The organism is Candidatus Endomicrobiellum pyrsonymphae, assembly GCF_020328025.1.
GTDB classification, from domain to species: domain Bacteria; phylum Elusimicrobiota; class Endomicrobiia; order Endomicrobiales; family Endomicrobiaceae; genus Endomicrobiellum; species Endomicrobiellum pyrsonymphae.
The window spans coordinates 1-19,515 of record NZ_JAIXMZ010000015.1 but is presented as its reverse complement, the minus strand read 5'-3'; the positions used below and the strand labels follow the sequence as shown (position 1 = coordinate 19,515).

General features: G+C 37.0%; 22 protein-coding genes. All 22 read left to right on the top strand.

The annotated features are described in order from the left end of the window. Window positions 1-274 precede the first annotated feature (274 nt). Window positions 275-655: an integrase core domain-containing protein gene (locus LE180_RS02545; RefSeq protein WP_374133918.1), complete on the top strand. Its 381-nt coding sequence runs from the start codon at window positions 275-277 to the stop codon at window positions 653-655. Then, window positions 652-897, top strand: coding sequence for a YqaA family protein (locus tag LE180_RS02540; protein WP_374133917.1), 246 nt, complete (start codon window positions 652-654; stop codon window positions 895-897). Before LE180_RS02545 ends, LE180_RS02540 begins: the two co-directional genes overlap by 4 nt. Beyond that, the gene (locus LE180_RS02535; RefSeq protein ID WP_374133916.1) at window positions 887-1,342 is read left to right on the top strand and encodes a YjbQ family protein; all 456 of its coding nucleotides are present in this window, start codon (window positions 887-889) and stop codon (window positions 1,340-1,342) included. The genes LE180_RS02540 and LE180_RS02535 overlap by 11 nt, the downstream gene beginning before the upstream one ends. Continuing rightward, window positions 1,343-1,918 (top strand): RsmD family RNA methyltransferase, encoded by a 576-nt coding sequence (locus LE180_RS02530; protein ID WP_374133915.1) that lies wholly within the window; start codon window positions 1,343-1,345, stop codon window positions 1,916-1,918. Beyond that, complete coding sequence (locus LE180_RS02525) at window positions 1,915-2,664, top strand: RecB family exonuclease (protein WP_374133914.1); 750 nt, start codon at window positions 1,915-1,917, stop codon at window positions 2,662-2,664. Before LE180_RS02530 ends, LE180_RS02525 begins: the two co-directional genes overlap by 4 nt. 23 nt (window positions 2,665-2,687) lie before the next feature. Further along, window positions 2,688-3,437 carry an acetylglutamate kinase gene (argB, locus tag LE180_RS02520; RefSeq protein ID WP_374133913.1) on the top strand — a complete coding sequence of 250 codons (750 nt, stop codon included), beginning with the start codon at window positions 2,688-2,690 and terminating at the stop codon, window positions 3,435-3,437. Further along, window positions 3,434-4,630 (top strand): aspartate aminotransferase family protein, encoded by a 1,197-nt coding sequence (locus LE180_RS02515; RefSeq protein WP_374133912.1) that lies wholly within the window; start codon window positions 3,434-3,436, stop codon window positions 4,628-4,630. The genes argB and LE180_RS02515 overlap by 4 nt, the downstream gene beginning before the upstream one ends. 95 nt (window positions 4,631-4,725) lie before the next feature. Beyond that, window positions 4,726-5,943, top strand: a complete 1,218-nt coding sequence (locus LE180_RS02510) for an argininosuccinate synthase (protein WP_374133911.1) — start codon at window positions 4,726-4,728, stop codon at window positions 5,941-5,943. Between the two features lie 368 nt (window positions 5,944-6,311). After that, on the top strand, window positions 6,312-7,511 hold the full coding sequence (locus LE180_RS02505) for an acetate/propionate family kinase (protein WP_374133910.1): 1,200 nt from the start codon (window positions 6,312-6,314) through the stop codon (window positions 7,509-7,511). Window positions 7,512-7,606: 95 nt separating this feature from the next. After that, on the top strand, window positions 7,607-8,077 hold the full coding sequence (locus LE180_RS02500; protein WP_374133909.1) for a DUF177 domain-containing protein: 471 nt from the start codon (window positions 7,607-7,609) through the stop codon (window positions 8,075-8,077). 2 nt (window positions 8,078-8,079) lie between these two features. Further along, the gene (rpmF, locus tag LE180_RS02495) at window positions 8,080-8,310 is read left to right on the top strand and encodes a 50S ribosomal protein L32 (RefSeq protein ID WP_374133908.1); all 231 of its coding nucleotides are present in this window, start codon (window positions 8,080-8,082) and stop codon (window positions 8,308-8,310) included. Continuing rightward, complete coding sequence (gene plsX / locus LE180_RS02490; RefSeq protein WP_374133907.1) at window positions 8,307-9,341, top strand: phosphate acyltransferase PlsX; 1,035 nt, start codon at window positions 8,307-8,309, stop codon at window positions 9,339-9,341. The genes rpmF and plsX overlap by 4 nt, the downstream gene beginning before the upstream one ends. Continuing rightward, complete coding sequence (locus LE180_RS02485; RefSeq protein WP_374133906.1) at window positions 9,334-10,323, top strand: beta-ketoacyl-ACP synthase III; 990 nt, start codon at window positions 9,334-9,336, stop codon at window positions 10,321-10,323. Before plsX ends, LE180_RS02485 begins: the two co-directional genes overlap by 8 nt. 115 nt (window positions 10,324-10,438) lie before the next feature. After that, entirely contained in the window at window positions 10,439-11,371 is a 933-nt protein-coding gene (gene fabD, locus LE180_RS02480; RefSeq protein ID WP_374133905.1) for an ACP S-malonyltransferase, read from the top strand. Continuing rightward, on the top strand, window positions 11,368-12,111 hold the full coding sequence (gene fabG / locus LE180_RS02475; RefSeq protein WP_374133904.1) for a 3-oxoacyl-[acyl-carrier-protein] reductase: 744 nt from the start codon (window positions 11,368-11,370) through the stop codon (window positions 12,109-12,111). Before fabD ends, fabG begins: the two co-directional genes overlap by 4 nt. Window positions 12,112-12,182: 71 nt before the next feature. After that, entirely contained in the window at window positions 12,183-12,422 is a 240-nt protein-coding gene (gene acpP, locus LE180_RS02470) for an acyl carrier protein (protein WP_374133903.1), read from the top strand. A gap of 9 nt (window positions 12,423-12,431) precedes the next feature. After that, window positions 12,432-13,673 (top strand): beta-ketoacyl-ACP synthase II, encoded by a 1,242-nt coding sequence (fabF, locus tag LE180_RS02465; RefSeq protein ID WP_374133902.1) that lies wholly within the window; start codon window positions 12,432-12,434, stop codon window positions 13,671-13,673. Further along, complete coding sequence (gene rnc / locus LE180_RS02460; protein WP_374133901.1) at window positions 13,663-14,361, top strand: ribonuclease III; 699 nt, start codon at window positions 13,663-13,665, stop codon at window positions 14,359-14,361. Before fabF ends, rnc begins: the two co-directional genes overlap by 11 nt. A gap of 49 nt (window positions 14,362-14,410) precedes the next feature. Next, on the top strand, window positions 14,411-15,574 hold the full coding sequence (locus tag LE180_RS02455; protein WP_374133920.1) for an acyl-CoA dehydrogenase family protein: 1,164 nt from the start codon (window positions 14,411-14,413) through the stop codon (window positions 15,572-15,574). Between the two features lie 62 nt (window positions 15,575-15,636). Next, window positions 15,637-16,422 (top strand): electron transfer flavoprotein subunit beta, encoded by a 786-nt coding sequence (locus tag LE180_RS02450; RefSeq protein ID WP_374133919.1) that lies wholly within the window; start codon window positions 15,637-15,639, stop codon window positions 16,420-16,422. Between the two features lie 388 nt (window positions 16,423-16,810). Beyond that, the gene (locus LE180_RS02445) at window positions 16,811-17,260 is read left to right on the top strand and encodes an FkbM family methyltransferase (RefSeq protein WP_374133900.1); all 450 of its coding nucleotides are present in this window, start codon (window positions 16,811-16,813) and stop codon (window positions 17,258-17,260) included. A 391-nt stretch (window positions 17,261-17,651) separates the two neighbouring features. Beyond that, on the top strand, window positions 17,652-18,893 hold the full coding sequence (locus LE180_RS02440; RefSeq protein WP_374133899.1) for an FAD-binding protein: 1,242 nt from the start codon (window positions 17,652-17,654) through the stop codon (window positions 18,891-18,893). Window positions 18,894-19,515: the final 622 nt, after the last annotated feature.

The following is a 19,515-nucleotide window of genomic DNA, read 5'->3' as shown; positions in this document are numbered from 1 at the left end:
AATATGCAAAGAGGACACAAGTCTTTAAATTACGAAACGCCACTTCATTATTTGCAACTACGTCTTCTTTCTACCCTTGAATCTTCCTGCCTCAAACCTTCCTGCCAGCAAATGTAACCGTCGCTGTTATATCAATCCGATTATATCAATTTAAACCTTCTAATTTGCAAGGACTGAAAAATCTCAAGCACATATTGCACATTTCGAAAGTTGGTATAACGAAGTTAACAGCAAAAGTTGGATTTAAGTCAAACCTTTACCTTTGGCGTAAATTATGCGAGACGCAAAATGCAATATTACAACAAATTTTATGCGCTTGCACAGACATTGGAATTACCCACGCTGTCTAAAAAGCAACGCTTTTATTGAGTGTTTTTGCAGAACGGTAAAAGAGCAGTTCGTTTATAGAAATGAAGATTGTTCGGCAAATAAGAAAATCAAAAGATGGCTTTTTTGGTATAATATGCAAAGAGGACACAAGTCTTTAAATTACGAAACGCCACTTCATTATTTGCAACTACTTCACAATTTCCTAAAGCACGCATTATGTTGTGATGTTCTACAAACGTTTGACATCAACACTCGACTAAGGTATAATTGCCAAGTGAAGGAGATAATAAATTGGTCACTTGAATTTATGCGTAGTCTATTATGATTGGATTTTGCATTGGTCAAAAACAAAAAAATCAAACTATGCGTTGTTTTTATAGTATTTGTGAAAAGTTCTTTTTTCCAGTTCCATCTGATGTGCCTCTTATACCTATAGTTGTTGCAGAGCCAAAAAATTGGTGGAAAAAGGCTTTAATTTGCACGTCAGGTTCTGTGTTTGGCGCTTTTTTAGGCTATGCGATAGGAAAGTTTTTACAGTTTTCACAATGCTGTTGCAGTGGTTGGTGAAAAGTATGCAATTAATGCTTTTTTAAGCATTTTTGCCGGTGCATTTACGCCGATCCCGTATAAAGTTCTAACAATTTCGGCAGGAAGATTTAGTATTTCTTTGCATGTTTTGTTTTTCGCTTCAATACTCGGAATAGGTGGGCGATTTTTTATTGTTGTAACTGCTCTCAAATTTTTTGGTAAAAAGATACAAAACACAATAGGAAAATGTTTTAATGTTTTATTAATGATATTTTTAGTATTGCTTATTGCAGGTTCTCTTGCACTTAAATATAATGGTGACGATTTTTCGCATATACGTTCTTCGTTGATAGGTACGTCAAAAACCATCTCGATTGTATTGAAATCCATAATGCTAGGAACATGGCAACAAATAATTTTAGTGGATTTTGATAGTAGAGCTGGAAGCAGAAAAGTTTTTGTTCAGGTTTTTGGAGAACAATAAGTGAGTTTGAAAGTTATTGCAGGAACGGCTAAGGGCAGGTTACTAAAAACTCTTCCTCAGGAGGATTTGTCTATACGTCCAATGCTTGGCAGAATGAAAAAATCAATTTTTGATATAGTACAATCTAAAGTTCCGGATTCTAAATTTCTCGATTTGTTTGCAGGTGTGGGTTCTGTTGGAATTGAAGCGCTTTCTCGTGGCGCTAAGAAGGTTGTATTTGCAGAACTGAGCAATGTCTCTTTATCGCTTATTAAGCATAATGTCAATACGCTTGGCTTTGCCGACAGAGCGAGAATTGTTAAGTGCGATGTCATAAAAGATTTTGATGTTTTACAGGATAAATACGACATAGTTTTTATGGGAGCGCCTTACAAGGATTGGGATAAAAGGGCGCTTGTGCTTACGTACCCTGCATTAAAAAATGTTGTGCGGTACGATATTTTGAAAGATAATTCTATACTTATAGCGCAAAAACATATAAAGGAATCTGTTGGCGAGGTTGCTGGGCTTGAATGTGTTAGAGTAGAAAAATACGGATATACTGTTATTTCTTTCTATAAGACGAATAAAAAATGAGACAAGACTTTAAAATAAGTTATTCAAGGGTAAGCACATATTTGTTTTGCCCTTATAAATACAAACTGGTGTATTTGGATAATATGCATATTCCGGTTAATGCTGATATTACTTTTGGGCATATTATTCATAAAACACTTGAACAATTTCACAGTGAGACGGAACAATCGTATGACAATTTATTTGAATATTACGATTCTTCGTGGAAAAAAGATGGTTTTACCGATCCTCAGCAAATTTTTGAATATTATAATCGTGGTAAGCATATGCTTGAGAATTATTATGAATCTTTTAGCGAATCTGAAGCTGAAGTTTTGTATGTTGAGAAAGCGTTTGACGCAAATATCGGCAAATATAGATTTATAGGTATTATAGACAGAATTGATAAATATTCCGATGGAACTTATGAAGTTATGGATTATAAAACCCATGCGAAAATATGGGAACAAGAAAGAATAGATAAGGATTTGCAGTTAAGTTTCTATGCTTATGCCTGTAGGAATGTTTTTGGTTTTAATCCTGATAAAATAGCCGTCTATTTTTTATCGTATAATAAAAAAATTTATACGAAAAGATCTCAAATGGAAATAAATGGCGCAGTAAATGGCGCAATAGAGGTAGCTGAAGCTATAGCTGGTGAAAATTTTGATCCGGATACGTCGAAGTGTCAGTTTTGTAATTTTAAGTTGAAGTGTAAGTATTCTATAGCCAACTATAGCGAGCATAACGCTGAGAGTCATTCTTAATGTTCTAATAAGAGGTGTGGAAAATGAAATCGTTGACAGTGGTGAAATTTGGCGGAAGTTTAACTAAAAATCCGCATGTGCAAAATAGATTTCTTGAAGAACTTGCGGTAATTTCGCGAAGACAACAAATGATTTTAGTTCATGGCGGTGGACTAGAAATAAATGCGTTGCTTGAAAAATTTTCTATAACCGGTAAGTTTATTGATGGTTTAAGGTTTACGGATGCAGGTACACTCGGTGTTGTGGAAATGGCTTTGAGCGGTAAAGTAAACAGAATTTTAACGACGGGACTTATAAAAAAAGGCGCAAATGCGGTTGGGATTTCGGGCAAAGACGGTAAAAGCGTAATATGCAAGCAGATTCAACGACTTGGTTTTGTTGGCGAACCTGTTAAAGTAAATAAAAAACTTATAGACGTCTTAATAAAATCAGGCTTTTTACCTGTGATAGCTTCAGTTGCTTCGGATTTTAACGGCAATGTCTTAAATGTTAATGCCGATACTTTAGCGTCGTCGATAGCAGTAGCTTTCAAAGCGCAAAAACTTATATTTTTGACGGATGTCCCAGGTGTTTTTGATAAAAACAAAAAAATAATTAAAGAAATCAGATTAAAAGACATAAGCGCACTTGTAAAAGACGAGACTATAACCGGTGGAATGATACCCAAGATTAAAGGCTGCATAAATTCTGTTAAAAAAGGCGTAAAAGAAGTGTGGATAGCGAATGATATAAGCGGAATACGGAAAATAAAAGGAACAGTAATAAAGAAATGAAGATAAAGCAAATTGAAGATAAATATTTTATGCGCACGTACAAGCGTAATAATTTGGTTGTAAAAAAAGCTAAAGATCAGTTTGTGTGGGATGAAAACGGAAAAAAATATTTGGATTTCTTTGCGGGTATAAGCGTATGTAATGTTGGGCATTGTAATGATTCTGTTGTGAAAGCTGCGAAAGCTCAATTAGATGTTTTTGCTCATGTTTCAAATTTGTATTATGCCAAATCTCAAATTAAGTTGGGTGAAGAACTTTCTAAAAGAGCGTTTCCCGGAGCTAGGGTTTTTCTGTCAAATTCCGGAGCTGAGGCGAACGAGTGCGCAGTAAAACTTGCAAGGAAATGGGGCTTTTTAAATCCTTCTAAAAAAGGTAATCGTTATGAGATAATTTGTTTTGATAACTCGTTTCACGGAAGAACTATAGCGACTCTTTCTGCCACGGGACAGAAAAAATTTCATGAGTATTTGAAACCGTTACAGGAAAAATTTGTTTTTGCTGAAATTAATAATATTGATTCTGTAAATAAACTTATAAACGACAGAACTGTCGCAGTAATGATAGAGCCTGTACAGGGCGAAGGAGGAGTGATTCCTGCCAAGAAAGCATTTTTAAAAGACTTAAGAAAATTGTGCGATGAAAAAAATCTTCTTTTGATTTTTGATGAAATTCAGTGTGGCGTTGGACGTACTGGGAAATTTTACGCTTTTGAAAATTACGATGTTAAACCTGATATTGTAACTATGGCAAAATCTTTGGCTAACGGGTTGCCCTTAGGCGCTACTGTTGCAGGTAAGAGATGCGCTGGAGCTTTTGTATATGGAGATCACGGCTCTACGTTCGGTGGCAATCCCGTGTCTTGCGCCGCGTCTCTTGCCGTGTTGAAAATTATAAATGCAAAGTTTTTGAATAATTCCGCAAAAGCCGCAAAATATCTTCGTAAAAAATTGGATGGTTTAAAGAAGAAGTATTCTGCAATAAAAGAAGTCAGAGGACTTGGTTTAATGTTAGGTATCAGCCTTGCTGTTAACGGTAAAGATGTTGTAAATTATTGTTTAGACAAGGGATTAATTATAAACTGTACTCATGATACTGTGTTAAGACTTTTACCGCCACTAATAATTACGAAAAAAGATATAGACTGCGCTGTAAAGATTTTGGATGAAGCATTGAACCATATGCTTAATTGCTAGATGTTCCATTTTTTTAAAAGGGGTAGCGATGCCAATGGCATTGGCGGGATATTGAGATTGCAGATCTGACTACAAATATATGAGAGGAGTTCAAAATGGCAACAGAAAGAGGTAGAATTAAAAAAGTAGTAGTAGCTTATTCAGGTGGACTCGATACGTCTGTTATTTTGTCTTGGGTTAAAGAACATTATAACTGCGAAGTTATAGCTTGTTGTGTTGATGTTGGTCAGGGAAAAGAGCTTAATGGACTAAACGAAAAAGCAAAGAAAACAGGCGCTTCAAGATCTTATATAGTTGACGCAAAGAGAGAGTTTGTTACGGAGTATATATATCCTGCAGTAAAAGCAAATGCTTTATATGAAAACAGATATTTTTTGGGAACGTCTCTTGCAAGACCTATTATTGCCGAAAAAATTGCAGAAATTGTAAAAAAAGAGAACGCAGATGCTGTTTGTCATGGTGCAACAGGCAAAGGGAATGATCAAGTTCGTTTTGAGCTTGCGTTCAAGGCTTTGATTCCAAATGTAAAAATTATTGCGCCTTGGAGAGAATGGGAAATAAGATCAAGAGAAGATGCTATTAACTACGCTAGAAAGAGAAATATTCCCATTCCTGTAACGAAATCAAAGCCTTATTCTTCAGACGCAAATTTATGGCATATATCTTATGAAGGCGGTATTTTGGAAGATTTGGGAAGCGCGTACGACGAGTCAATGTTTAAAATGACTGTTTCTCCAGAAAAAGCTCCGAATAAACCGACGTGTGTTTCCATATCGTTTGAGAAAGGTATTCCTGTTGCGGTTGACGGCAAAAAATTACAACCTGTGGAATTGATTACAAAATTAAATAAAATTGCCGGAGCAAATGGAATAGGAAGAATTGATATTGTTGAAAATAGACTTGTAGGTATGAAGTCTAGAGGCGTTTATGAATCTCCTGCAGCTACCCTTTTGTATGCCGCGCATGGAGAATTAGAGTCAATCGCTCTTGATCGCGATACATTGCATTTCAAACAATCCTTATCTTCTAAGTATGCTGAAATTGCGTATTATGGGTTATGGTTTTCTCCCTTGAGAGAAGCTCTTGACGCATTTATTGACGAAACTCAAAAATATGTTGTTGGAAACATCAAATTAAAACTTTATAAGGGCAATATTACGACTGTTTCAAGAGATGCAGAATATTCTTTGTATTCAGAGAAACTTGCAACTTTTGAAAAAGATGAAATCTATAACCACAAAGATGCAGAGGGATTTATTAATCTTTGGGGATTGCCTACTAAAGTTCAGGCAATGTTAAGAAGAAATAAATAAAATTTGTTTTTATCAGAAAGTGAACCATAATTAAACAGAAAACAGTAAATGGAAGGGTGTGATGAATAGGCTGTTTGCAGTAGTGGTTGCGTTGTTGTTTTTAGTCGTATCAACCGGATCCGTTGCTCTAGCAAAAACTGGACACACTATGCAATAGATCTAAGAAATAAAGATTTAAGCAATGTTATTGGTGGGTTTTGTTTTGTCGCGTCGAAAGATAATAATCCAGATGGATTTGTTGTATATCTAGATGATATTATATACGAATAAAGTTAGTTAAGCATATGGTACACATCTTCTTAAATATAGTCAATCGACTGTAAGCGCATGAACAAGTAAAACTATATGAAAAAGGGGCAACACATAGCATGAAAGTACTGGTTGTTAATTGCGGTTCATCATCTGTTAAATATACTCTATTTGAAATGGACGAAGAACAAAAAATCGCTTGGGGGTTAATTGAGCGCGTAGGTCTTCCCGAAGCATATTATAAAAGACAGACAATAAGCGCCGAAGAAAAAAAAGAAGTAGTAAAAGTTAAAAATCATACGGAAGCAATTGAGCTTGTAATAGAAGAGTTGTTAGATAGAGAAGCTGGAAGCATTACGGATATAAATGAAATTGCTATTGTAGGTCATAGAATAGTTCATGGTGGCGACAAATTTTCAAAGTCAGTTTTAGTGACTGAAGAAGTAAAAAAGGATTTAAAGGATTGTTTTTCTATAGCGCCTCTGCACACACCCGCTCATTATGCAGGTATTATCGCAGTAGAAAAAATGCTTCCGGGAATACCTTCAGTCTTGGTTTTTGACACAGCTTTCCATCAAACAATGCCTGATTATGCATACATGTATGCGTTGCCTTATGAATTTTATGAAGAAGACCACATAAGAAAATATGGCTTTCACGGAACCTCTCACAATTATGTTTCCCAAAGAGCTGCCAAAATGCTAGGAAAACCTTTGACCAAGTTGAATTTAATTACAGCTCATTTGGGTAATGGTAGTAGTATAGCGGCTATTGAAAAAGGGAGAGTTGTGGATACGTCTATGGGTTTTACTCCTCTTCAGGGAGTTGTGATGGGGACAAGATGTGGTGATATAGATCCTGCGATTATAGCCTATCTCTTAGACAAATATTCGCAGTATAAAAAAGGCTCTGTTTTAAATGATTTACTTAATAAAAAAAGCGGTTTGGCAGGTATATCAGGCATTTCCGGAGATATGAGAGCTATTATTCAGGCAGTTGATGAAGGCAATAAAAGAGCTGAGCTTGCTTTTAATATGTTGACGTACAGTGTAAAAAAATACATAGGCGCTTATTACGGAATATTAAATGGCGTAGATGGTTTAGTTTTTACTGCAGGTATTGGCGAAAATTCTGCCCTGGTAAGAGAGTCTGTGTGCAAAAATTTAAGCGTTTTGGGCATCGAGATAGATATTAAAAAGAACAGAGAATGTTCAGATGAAGAGAGATTTATTTCAACTAAAAAATCAAAGGTGAAAATTATGATAATTCCTACAAATGAAGAGTTAATGATTGCGAGAGAGTCTAAGAGGATGTGTTGACAAACAGGTGAGTAACATCTTATAATCTGCGACTAACTAACTTTATATTAATGCAGTTGTATCGATATAAAATTAGTTGGCTATAGGGAATTGTTATGAAAGAATTAATTGTTAGTTTGTCTGATTTTTTGAAAACAGATGTCATTGAAATACTATCACATAAATACAAAGGCGATATAGGTTTTGTGTCCGATATTGCCGTATCTTTTAAAGCTGTCAAAATATCTGATGGTAAAATACGTGTAAGTGGCGATATAAGCGGGACCATTGAGCTTGAATGTTCTCGTTGTCTTCGCGATTACAGCCATTCTTTAGTAATTCCTATAGGTGTCGATATTGATATTATAAATGGACGCGTTGATATTGGCGAGGAGGTTAGGCAGCTGTTGTTGCTTGAAATACCGATGAAGCCTCTATGTAGCGAGGATTGCCAGGGAGTGTGTAAAATTTGTGGTAAATACAATAAAAAAAACAGTTCTTGTACTTGTATCGAGAAAGATAATGACCTTATCAGAATCAAAGAGAGATGGAAAGAATTTTTAGATAAGGACAACCGGAGGAAGTAAAAATGCCAAATCCAAAAAGAAAACATACTCCTCATCGCAGGGATTGTAGAAGATCAGCGAATTCAAAGCTTGATGTCCCAAATTCAGGCAAATGTCCTAACTGCGGTGTAGCAAAAATGTCTCATAAGATATGCACTGAGTGTGGATTTTATAACGGCAAGCTTGTTGTGCCTAAGAAAATGAAAAAATCTGAGAAGTCAGCGCTGCAACAGCAAGTGGCTGACAAACAATGATAATCGCGCTAGATGCAATGGGTGGAGATTTTGCGCCTGTTTCAACAGTTGAAGGGGCGATTTTCGCAGCTAAAGGATCTAGACATAAAATTCTGCTTGTAGGTCCTGAAAAGCTTATAGCGGAAGAAATGTTAAAACATAGCAAAAAGTACGATTTAGTGTCTCTTAAAAATATAGAGATAGTTAATGCGGATGAGATTATTGCCATGGACGAACATCCTGTAAAAGCTGTTCGTCAAAAAAAAGATTCTTCTTTGTCTGTTTGCGCAAAACTTGTTGCAGATAGAAAGGCCGATGCTTTTGTTTCTATGGGCAACTCCGGAGCCGTTATGGCTGCAGCGCTTTTTTATTTAAGAAGAATAGATGGTGTTTTGCGCCCTGCGATTTCAACATCTTTTCCTACTATTGATGGGCATTGCGTAATTTCCGATGTGGGCGCAAATGTTGATTGTAAACCTGAACATCTTCTCCAATTTGGAATAATGGCAAGTTTGTTTTGCGAAAAAGTTACAGGAATCAAAAGACCGAGAGTTGGTTTAGTTTCAATTGGTGAAGAGCCTACAAAAGGCAATGAACTTACTTTGGCAGCCTTCGACCTTCTAAAACAAGCAGATATTAATTTTATAGGCAATGTTGAAGGGAGAGATATTCCGCAGTCTAAAGCTGACGTTGTTGTATGTGACGGATTTGTAGGAAACATAATATTAAAATTCGGCGAAGGTCTTGCTGAAATGATGCTTAGGCTTATTAAAAAGGCCTTGAAGCAGCACCCTTTAGCATGGGCATCGCTTCCTTTTTTGTGGCTTGCAATAAAAGATTTAAGAAAAAGTGTGGATTATAATGAAGCCGGAGGAGCGCCTCTTTTAGGTGTTGACGGCATCTGTATAGTCGGACATGGAAGCTCAAGCGGCAAGGCTGTAAAAAATGCGATACTTGCCGGAGCAAAAGCGGCTGAACATAATCTTACAGATGGGATTAAAGAAGCAATAGCAAAGTACAACAATAAAGAAGGTCGGACAATAGATGAATAAAAAATTTGGCGTAAAGATTTTAAGTACCGGTTCATATTTCCCTAAGAAAGTTCTTACAAACGCAGATTTGGAAAAAATAGTTGAAACTTCCGATGAATGGATAAGCGCAAGAACAGGTATTCAAGAGAGAAGAATATCTGAAAAAAATGAATATACTTCAGATCTTGCTTATAAAGCTTCCCTTGATGCGCTAAAGACCGCAAATATTACACCTGAGCAGATAGATTTAATACTTGTTGCTACTGTTACTCCGGACATGTTTTTTCCATCAACAGCTTGTTTTTTACAAAAAAAATTAGGTCTTATGTTGGCTCCGGCCTTTGATTTGTCTGCCGCGTGTAGCGGATTTATATACGGCATTACAACTGCAAGAGCTTTTATTGAATCCGGATTGTATAAGACTATTCTGTTAGTTGGAGCTGAAGAACTATCTAAAATTACAGATTGGACTGACAGAAATACTTGCGTTTTGTTTGGCGATGGCGCTGGAGCAATGATTTTGTCAGCTTCAGAGGAAAGCGGCGACGTTTTATCAACATATATCGGAGCTGACGCGTCTTATTCAGATTTACTTTTTATGCCTGCCGGCGGAACTGTAAATCCTGCTACGATAGAAACTGTAAACGCAAAGATGCATACAACAAAAATGCAAGGCAGAGATGTGTTTAAGGCTGCGGTTCAAAAGATGGCTTTTGCAGCTCAGAAAGCGCTTGAATTTTCAGGAAAAAATCTTGAAGATATAAAACTTTTTATTCCTCATCAAGCAAATATGAGAATAATTGAAGCTGTTGCTAAAAAGATTGGTATTTCTATGAATAGCGTTTTTGTAAATATTCATAAAACTGGAAATATTTCGTCGGCAACTACGATTACGGCTTTGGACGAGGCTATAAAAACCGGCAAGTTACAGAATGGTGATATTGTAGAATTAATTGCTTTTGGCGGTGGTTTTACTTGGGGTGCCGCGGTGATAAGAGTTTAGAGTATGCGCGATGAAACGAAAACGTCTTTGGTCGTCATCTTGAGATGGCGGAGCGATTGAAATATCCGGTTGTTGTCTTTTTGGTTGTGGCTTTACACTTTAGCAAGAGGTTAAAATGTCAAAAATAGCGTTAATGTTTCCCGGACAGGGAGCTCAAACTGTGGGAATGGGTAAAGATCTCTATGACAAATATTCAAAAGCAAGAGAAATAATAGATTTATCCGGAGACATGCTTAAAAAGATTATTTTTGAAGGTCCCGAAGAAACTTTAAAACTTACTAAATACACGCAGCCTGCAATATTTACTGTTAGTATGGCAGCTTTTGCTGTTTTTAAAGAATTGTTTGATTCTTCTGATGTTGAGTTTGTTGCCGCAGGTCATTCACTAGGAGAATATTCTGCTTTATGCGCTGCGGGATTCTTTGGCTTCGAAGACGGCTTATCCATGGTGAAAGCCAGAGGAGAATTTATTCAGAAATCTTCTGAAGAAAATCCGGGCTTAATGGCTGCGATTTTAGGCATGGAGAAATCTGTTGTTGAAGATATATGTAAACAAGCTTCAAATTTGGGTGTTTGTGAGGCGATTAATTTTAATTCGCCCGGACAAATTGTTATAGCTGGGACTACGTCTGCTGTAAATAAAGCTGTTGAACTTGCGGCGGTAGCAGAGGCAACAAAAACTATTATTTTGAATGCTTCGGGACCGTTTCATTCTTCTCTTATGATACCCGCTTCAAGTAATATGGCAAAAGAACTTGAAAAATATAAATTTAGTATCCCAACTTTTGGAGTATATACAAATTGCGATGCATCCTTAACAACCGCTGTTTCTGTAGTTAAAGAAAAACTTGTAAAACAAATTAAAAGTTCTGTAAAATGGGACGAAAGTATTCAAAACATTATTGCTTCAGGTTTTAACAAGTTTATAGAAATTGGTCCGGGAAGAGTTTTGTCTGGACTTTTAAGAAGGATAGACAGAACAAAAAGAGCATTTAACATAGAAGATTCAATGAGTTTACAGAAAACGTTGGAGGAATTAAATAAATGAAACTTCAAGGTAAGTCTGCGGTCATCACGGGTTCGGCGCATGGAATAGGTAGGGCAATAGCAGAGGTTTTTGCTTCAGAAGGAGCGCAACTCATAATTTCTGGTACCAGTATAGAGTCGGCGCAGAAGACTGCTGAAGAAATAAAAGTAAAATATGGAGTTGAAACTGTGGCAGTTGCCGGTAATGTTGCAAAATTGAAAGATTGCGAAGCTTTAATAGAAGCTTCTCTTGACAAATTCTCTAAAATAGATATACTAATCAACAATGCTGGTATCACGAAAGATAACCTCGTTCTAAGAATGAGCGAAGCTGAGTGGGATGCTGTTATTGCTGTTAATCTAAAGGGTGTATTCAATTGTATAAAAGTTGCAAGTAAGCCCATGCTTAAACAGAGACAGGGAAGGATTATAAATATAGCTTCTGTAGTAGGACAGATGGGCAATGCAGGTCAGGTAAACTATTCTGCTTCAAAAGGCGGAGTAATAGCGATGACAAAAACATGTGCAAGGGAATTTGCTTCAAGAAATATTTTGGTAAATGCAATTGCTCCGGGGTTTATTCGCACTGCAATGACTGATAAACTGACGGAGGATCAAAAACAGATTATGGCTTCGACAATACCTCTTTCAAGACTCGGGGAGGTAGCCGATGTAGCCAAAGCGGCATTGTTTTTTGCGAGCGATGATTCGTCCTACATAACGGGTCATGTTTTGGCAGTTAACGGCGGGATGTACATGTAGAGTGAAGTTGTTTTGACTGTTTTCCAACCACAGAAAATTGGATGAAATAAAATTAAAGGGGGGAGTACAAAATGGCAGATTTTGAAGCTAGGGTAAAGGAAATTATCGTTGAGCAGTTAGGCGTGGATCCTGCTGAAGTAGCAACAGGGGCATCATTCGTCAACGATTTAGGCGCAGATTCTTTGGATACTGTAGAACTTGTCATGGCTTTTGAAGAAGAATTCGGTATTGAAATTCCTGACGAAGAAGCAGAAAAGATCCAGACAGTAGGGAATGCGGTGGATTATGTAAAAACACACACCGCAAAATAAGGCATTAAAATGAACAAAAGAATAGTTATAACCGGTATAGGTGTTGTTACGCCTATAGGTATAGGTAGCGCGGAATTTACCCAAGCTTTAAGAGATGGTAAATCCGGCGTTTCAGTCATTGAATCATTTGACACAAGCGCATACGCGACAAAATTTGCCGCTACTGTTAAAAATTTCGAGCCGGAACAATTTATTGAAAAGAAGAAAGTCAAAAAGATGGCAAGATTTACGCAGCTTGGTTTTGCGGCTGCGAAAATGGCTGTTGAAGATTCTGGGCTTGATATTACTAAAGAAGATTTATCAAGAATTGGCGTTATAACAGGTACAGGAATCGGAGGTTTAGACATAATCGAAGATGAAGAGCGGACTCTTTTAGATAAAGGTCCGAGAAGGGTCAGTCCCTTTCTTATTCCTATGATAATTACAAATATGCTTCCCGGCGAAATTGCCATAAAATACGGTTTTACAGGACCAAATTATGCAGTTACAAGCGCATGTGCTTCATCTAATCACGCTATGGGGGATGCTCTAGGACTTCTCCGTAGCGGTGATGTGGATGTAATAATTTCAGGCGGTTCGGAGGCGGCGGTTGTTCCTTTAGGTCTTGCCGGTTTCTGTTCTATTAAAGCGCTTTCTCAGAGAAACGATGAACCTCAGAAAGCGTCAAGACCCTTTGACAAAAACCGTGATGGCTTTGTCATGGGTGAAGGAGCTGGGATAGTTGTTCTTGAAACTTTGGATCACGCGTTAAGCAGAGGCGCAAAAATATATGCAGAATTAGCAGGATACGGAGCATCTGACGATGCTTATCATATTACGGCACCGGAGCCTGATGGCAAAGCTGCCATTGTGGCTATGGAAAAAGCTATAGCTGATGCGGGTGTTTCTAAGGAAGAAATTGACTATATAAACGCGCATGGGACATCAACAGCGTTAAATGATAAGACGGAAACCTTTGCGATTAAAAAAGTTTTTGGTGATAAAGCGTATGAGATACCTATTTCATCGACCAAATCAATGACGGGGCATCTTTTAGGCGGCGCCGCCAGCGTGGAACTCGTAGCTACCGTTCTTGCAATGCAGAAAGGTTTTATACCTCCAACCATCAACTATGAAACCCCTGACCCTGATTGTGATTTGGACTATGTTCCAAATACGGCAAGGATACAGCAAATTACTTGCGCTCTTTCAAATTCTCTAGGATTTGGCGGGCACAACGCAACTGTTATAATAAAAAAATATGTTAAATAAAGATCATGTAGAACTTCAAAAGATTATTGGATATAACTTCAATGATATTGGAGTTTTAATAATGGCGTTGACGCACAAATCTCATGTTGCAGAAGCCGATATAAAGAGCTGTAATGAACGTATGGAGTTCTTAGGAGACAGTATTTTATCGGCTGTTGTTGCAGAAATGTTGTACGCAAGATATCCGTGCGAAAGCGAAGGCAAACTATCGCAGTTTAAAGCTCAAATTGTTTCGACTTCTAGTTTAAGCATTTGGGCAAAAGCAATAAATTTGGGCGATTATATTTTTTTAGGAAAAAGTGAAGATTCTCGAGAAGCGAGACATAGAGAAAATTTGCTTTGTGACACGTTCGAGGCCGTTTGTGGGGCAATTTATTTAGACGGCGGATTTGAAAATGCAAAAAAATTTGTTTTAAAATTTTTTGACATTCAAAAAGAAATAGTAATTACAGATTATAAAAGCAGACTTCAAGAAATAGCTCGGTCGATCTATAAAAGGCTTCCTGAGTACAAAATAGTGAAAGAATTTGGACCCGAACATAGCAAGAAATTTGAGGTTGTTGTATATGTAAACAATAAACTCTTAGGCAAAGGGACAGGGAATTCTAAAAAAGAAGCCCATCAGTCTGCTGCTGAACAAGCGATGAAAAATATTAATCAATCTGCCATCGCAAATAATGTTGAGTAATCACTGTTTGTGTCGATAGATGTTAGGTGTTAAAGGGGTTTATATGGTAATGGATTATATGTTGTCTGAAGAAGAAAAAATGATGATTGAAACCGCTAGAACAATTGCAGTTGAAAAAATGAAACCTGTAAGAGAACACTATGATGAAAAAGAAGAATTTCCTTGGGATATTGTAAAAGAATTTGCGCAAGCTGATTTGTGTGGAGTATATATTCCGGAGGAATACGGCGGATTTGGCAAAGGTATTATGGGACTTGTTCTTGTTGTCGAAGAACTTTGCAAAGTTGACGGAGCAATTGCATTGTCTCTCGCCGCAACGGCGCTGGGAACTCTTCCTATTCTAATAGCAGGAAATGAAGAACAGAAGAAAAAATATTTACCGGACATTGCTTCAGGTAAAAAACTTGCAGCTTTTGGTTTGACAGAAGCCAATGCAGGTTCAGATGCAACGGGAATGATCACAACTGCTGTTAAAGACGGCAATTATTACATATTAAATGGAACTAAATGTTTTATCACTAACGGCGGAGACGCTGAAACTTATACAATTTTTGCAAAAACGAATCCCGCAAGAGGAGCAAGAGGAATTTCTTGCTTTATTATGGAGAAAGGCATTCCTGGTTTTGAATTTGGGAAAAAAGAAAAGAAGATGGGTATAAAAGCATCTTCAACAAGAGAACTTGTATTCAATAATTGTAGAGTTCATAAAGATCAGCTTCTTGGAAAAGAGGGACATGGTTTGATGATAGCTCAAGCGACATTAGATAATTCTCGTCCGGGAGTTGCCGCGCAGGCGCTTGGCATTGCGGCAGGTGCCTTAGACGAGGCAGTTGCTTATGCAAGAAAGAGAGTTCAATTTGGACAAGCTATCGCTTCTTTTCAAGGTATTCAACATATGCTTGCCGACATGGCAACAGAAGTTGAAGCCGCAAGAGCGCTGCTTTACGCTTCTGCAAGAATGATTGATTCGGGTACAGAAAAGCGTACTAGCAAGGAATCTGCAATGGCAAAACTTTTCTGCTCGGAAGTTGCAATGAAAGTTACAACCAATGCGGTTCAAATATTTGGCGGTTATGGTTATTCCAGAGAATATCCTGTAGAAAAAATGATGAGAGATGCAAAAATTACGACTCTTTACGAAGGAACAAGCCAAATTCAGAAAAATGAAATTGCGTTAAATCTTATTAAAGAATTCGCCGCTAAGTCCAAATAGTGAGGTGCAAAAATGCATATACCTGTATGCTTAAAAGTAAAAGCGAAATGTTGGAGAAGGAAATGAACATAATTGTTTGTATTAAGCAGGTGCCTAACACGATCAGGGTGCAGATTGATAGTGAAACAGGCAGACTTAAAAGAGACGGCGTAGAATCTATAATCAATCCTTTTGACGAATATGCCATAGAAGAAGGTTTAAGAATTAAAGAGAGAGTCTGTGGAAAAGTGACTGTTGTTACAATGGGACCTCCTCAGGCTGAGACTGCTTTAAGAGAAGCTATAGCAAAGGGCGCTGACGAAGCTGTTTTGGTAAGCGATAGAGCTTTTGGCGGAGCGGATACTTTGGCGACTTCTTATACTCTATCATTGGCAATAAAAGCCATCGGAAGTTACGACATCATTATTTGTGGAAAACAGGCTTCTGATGGAGATACCGCGCAAGTTGGTCCCGGAATTGCAGAAATGCTCAATATTCCGCACGTAGCTTATGTAAAAAAAATAGAGTCTATCGATAATAAATCGATAAAAGTTGAAAGAATGATGGAAGACGGATATGACTTAATAGAAAGCCAGGTTCCTGTTCTTTTAACTGTAGTAAAAGAAATAAATAATCCCAGGGTCGCATCGCTTAAAGGTAAAATGATCGCTAAAAAGGCTGTTATTAAGATTCTTGATGCTGTAGCTATTGGCGCTGATATTAAAAAAACAGGACTTAACGGATCTCCTACACAAGTTATGAAGATATTTACACCATCGCAGAGAGCCGGCGGAGAAAAATTTACGGGCGAAGCTCGTGATGTTGCAGCAGCTTTGGTTAAGAGATTGTCGGATATTGGGATCGTATGAGGATTAGAAATAAATAATCGTAACCTGAAAGGATGATGATGAAATACCAAAAGATTTACTCTGGGAAAACCGGATAGCATTAAAAAATGGCTGGGCATTTGTCGGTTTCAACATTGGGTGTTGGGATAAAAAAATATCAAAAACTAATTAAGAAATCAGAATTGTGCTTGTAAGTGTTTTGTTTTGCATACAATTTGTCGCTCTTGTAATCGAGATAAGTCAATCGCACAAATTAAGGAATGTGGAAAAACATATCGAAGGGCATGCTAGTTCATTAAGATCATATAGCGTGGATCAAAATGTGGTTGGTATGTCAAATTTAATGATGGAAAATGCCGGTGTTCCTTGAGCATATCGGGATTTTTTGTATCAAATTCAAGAAAACGATGTGTGTATAGACTGCGGGGCGAATGTTGGGTTAATAAGCGACATATTTTTAAAACTTGGCGCAACTTGTTATGCTTTTGAACCTTCTAGAGATTGTATAAAAATTTTAAAACATAAATTTTATAAAAACAATAAATTTAAACTCATTCCGGCAGCTGTTTCAAATAGAAATGGCGAGGTAACACTTATTAGAACGAGTTCATTCGATCAGGGTGCAAATACTGTTAATTACTATAACGATGATGCCAAGATAATTAAATATACAATTAAAGCTATTCGTCTTTCTGATTTTATAAAAGATCTTTTAAAAACTACAAATAACATATGTTTGTTAAAACTCGATATTGAAGGCGCAGAGTTTGATGTATTAGAAGATCTAATAAAACGGGAGTTTACAAACAGATTAAGTATATTGTCAGCGAAACACACGAACACTTTAGCAAAGAATTAGAAGAAAAATTTGAGTATGTTAAACAATTAATGGAAGAAGATAATATCAAGAATATTTATCTTGATTGAGTATAAAAAATGTTCTAAAAGACAAAATGTAAAATTGAAAGAGAACAACATTTTTGTAGTGGTTACATGTTATTCCGGGCTTGACATGGTATCCAAGGTTGGAAAATGGGTTCCTGTTTTCGTGGAACAAAGGCATGGATCACAACTCGTGTCCGATTAAGACACTTGGTGATAAACCTACTCTGTTGTCTTCTTGCCATCGATTAAGAACTTCGATGATAAACTCCGGAGGGAGTTTGGACGGAGTGTGTGGTTGCCTCTCGGCGTAAAACATTTTCTGTACGTTTTGATTGACAAACATGTTGTTTTTGGGAGGTTTTCAAGTGGCAAACAGTATAAAAGTATTAAATGATAAATGCATTGGATGCGGAATATGCGCAAGCACATGCCCTTTCGGCACAATTTCTATAGTCGAAAGACCTGAACATATTGAACATACTAAAAAATTTAAACTTGCAGTTATAGATTTAAACAAATGTACGTATTGCGGAACTTGTACTCAAACCTGTAAATTTAATGCAATAGAACTTAAAAAAGATGTTCCCCAGTTTGGTGTTGACAAAAGTTTGTACAATGGCGTATGGGTTTATGCAGAACAAAGGCATGGTGAGATAGCAAGCGTTGTTTACGAACTTTTAAATGAGGGCAAAAGACTTGCAAATAAATTAGGTACAAGTTTAGCGGCAGTTTTAATCGGTGATAATATTAAATCAAAAGCTCAAGATCTAATAAATAGAGGAGCTGATAAAATTTATGTTTGCGATGATCCTGTTTTTATTGAATTTCAAGACGATCCTTATACGGCGATTTTAACCCAACTTATAGAAAAAGAAAAGCCTGAAATTATTTTGATGGGAGCGACAAATATAGGGCGTTCGTTTGCCTCAGGAGTTGTCGCAAGAATTCATACTGGACTTACAGCAGATTGTACCTCTTTGGAAATAGATACCGAAACAAGAAATCTTCAGCAAACAAGACCCGCTTTCGGCGGAAATATCATGGCTACTATTTTAACGCCGGGTCATCGTCCTCAGATGGCTACTGTAAGACACAAAGTTTTTAAAGAAGCAAAAGTTGAGAAAATGAGAAAGGGTGAGATTATTGATTTTAAATTTGACTCTCAGACTTTGATAAATAGAACAAAGTTTTTAGGATTTATAAAAGATACAAGCGTAGCTGTTAATATTGGTGATGCGGACATTATTGTTGCCGGCGGAAGAGGCGTAGGTAAGGCTGAAGGTTTTAAACTTCTTGAAGAACTTGCAGATATTCTCGGCGGAGCAGTCGGCGCTTCTAGAGCGGCAGTTGACTCAGAGTGGATACCGTATTCTCATCAAATAGGGCAGACAGGCAAAACAGTATCTCCGAAAGTTTACATTGCTTGCGGAATATCAGGGCAGATACAGCATACTGTGGGCATGAGTTCGTCAGACATTATTATTGCAATAAATAAAGATGCTTCGTGTTCGATGATGCAGACTGCAACATATGCTTTGGAAGGCGATATGTACAAAATATTGCCTAATATAATAAGAGAAATAAAGTCAGTTAGTCGTAGCGATTAGGCAGTAAAATGGAAATACGAACATTGTAGCATTCCTCTTAAGTAGCGCAATGTGTCAATATAAAGTTGGTTGACTATAGAATTTACAAGCAAAGCTTATAGGGGAATTTGTAACTTGAAATTTATACTAGATTTTATCACGGGATAAAAGAGCATAGAATGCTTTAAAAAGAAGAATTAGATGAAATAAGTCTATGTTTTTTAACTTAAAGTAATAAATTATAATGCGAGAGCTAAAATGAAGGTGAAAAATTTGGTAGTGGGATGCGGGTTTAGATGATGACGACGGAATTTTTGTGCATAAATATGGCACACATAATTTTTCATACGAATTCTAAAATGTATGGCAATTCGCTAGCCAATTTGCAAAATGGTACCCTTATTGTCATCATGTAAAAAGTTTTATTGATGGGCATGAAGTACCTGTGCCGTTCAGTCTTAATTCTATACGTAAAATATTCCCAAATCACTTGGCAGACAAATTGGAAATATGATAATAGAGCTTTTGTGTGTTGACGATTGCGGGTTCAGGCAGCTCAATGCAAATAGTTAAATATTATGCCGCTAAAGACAGTAGAATGGAAATAATAAACTTTCAAACAAAATAATAAACTTTCAAACAA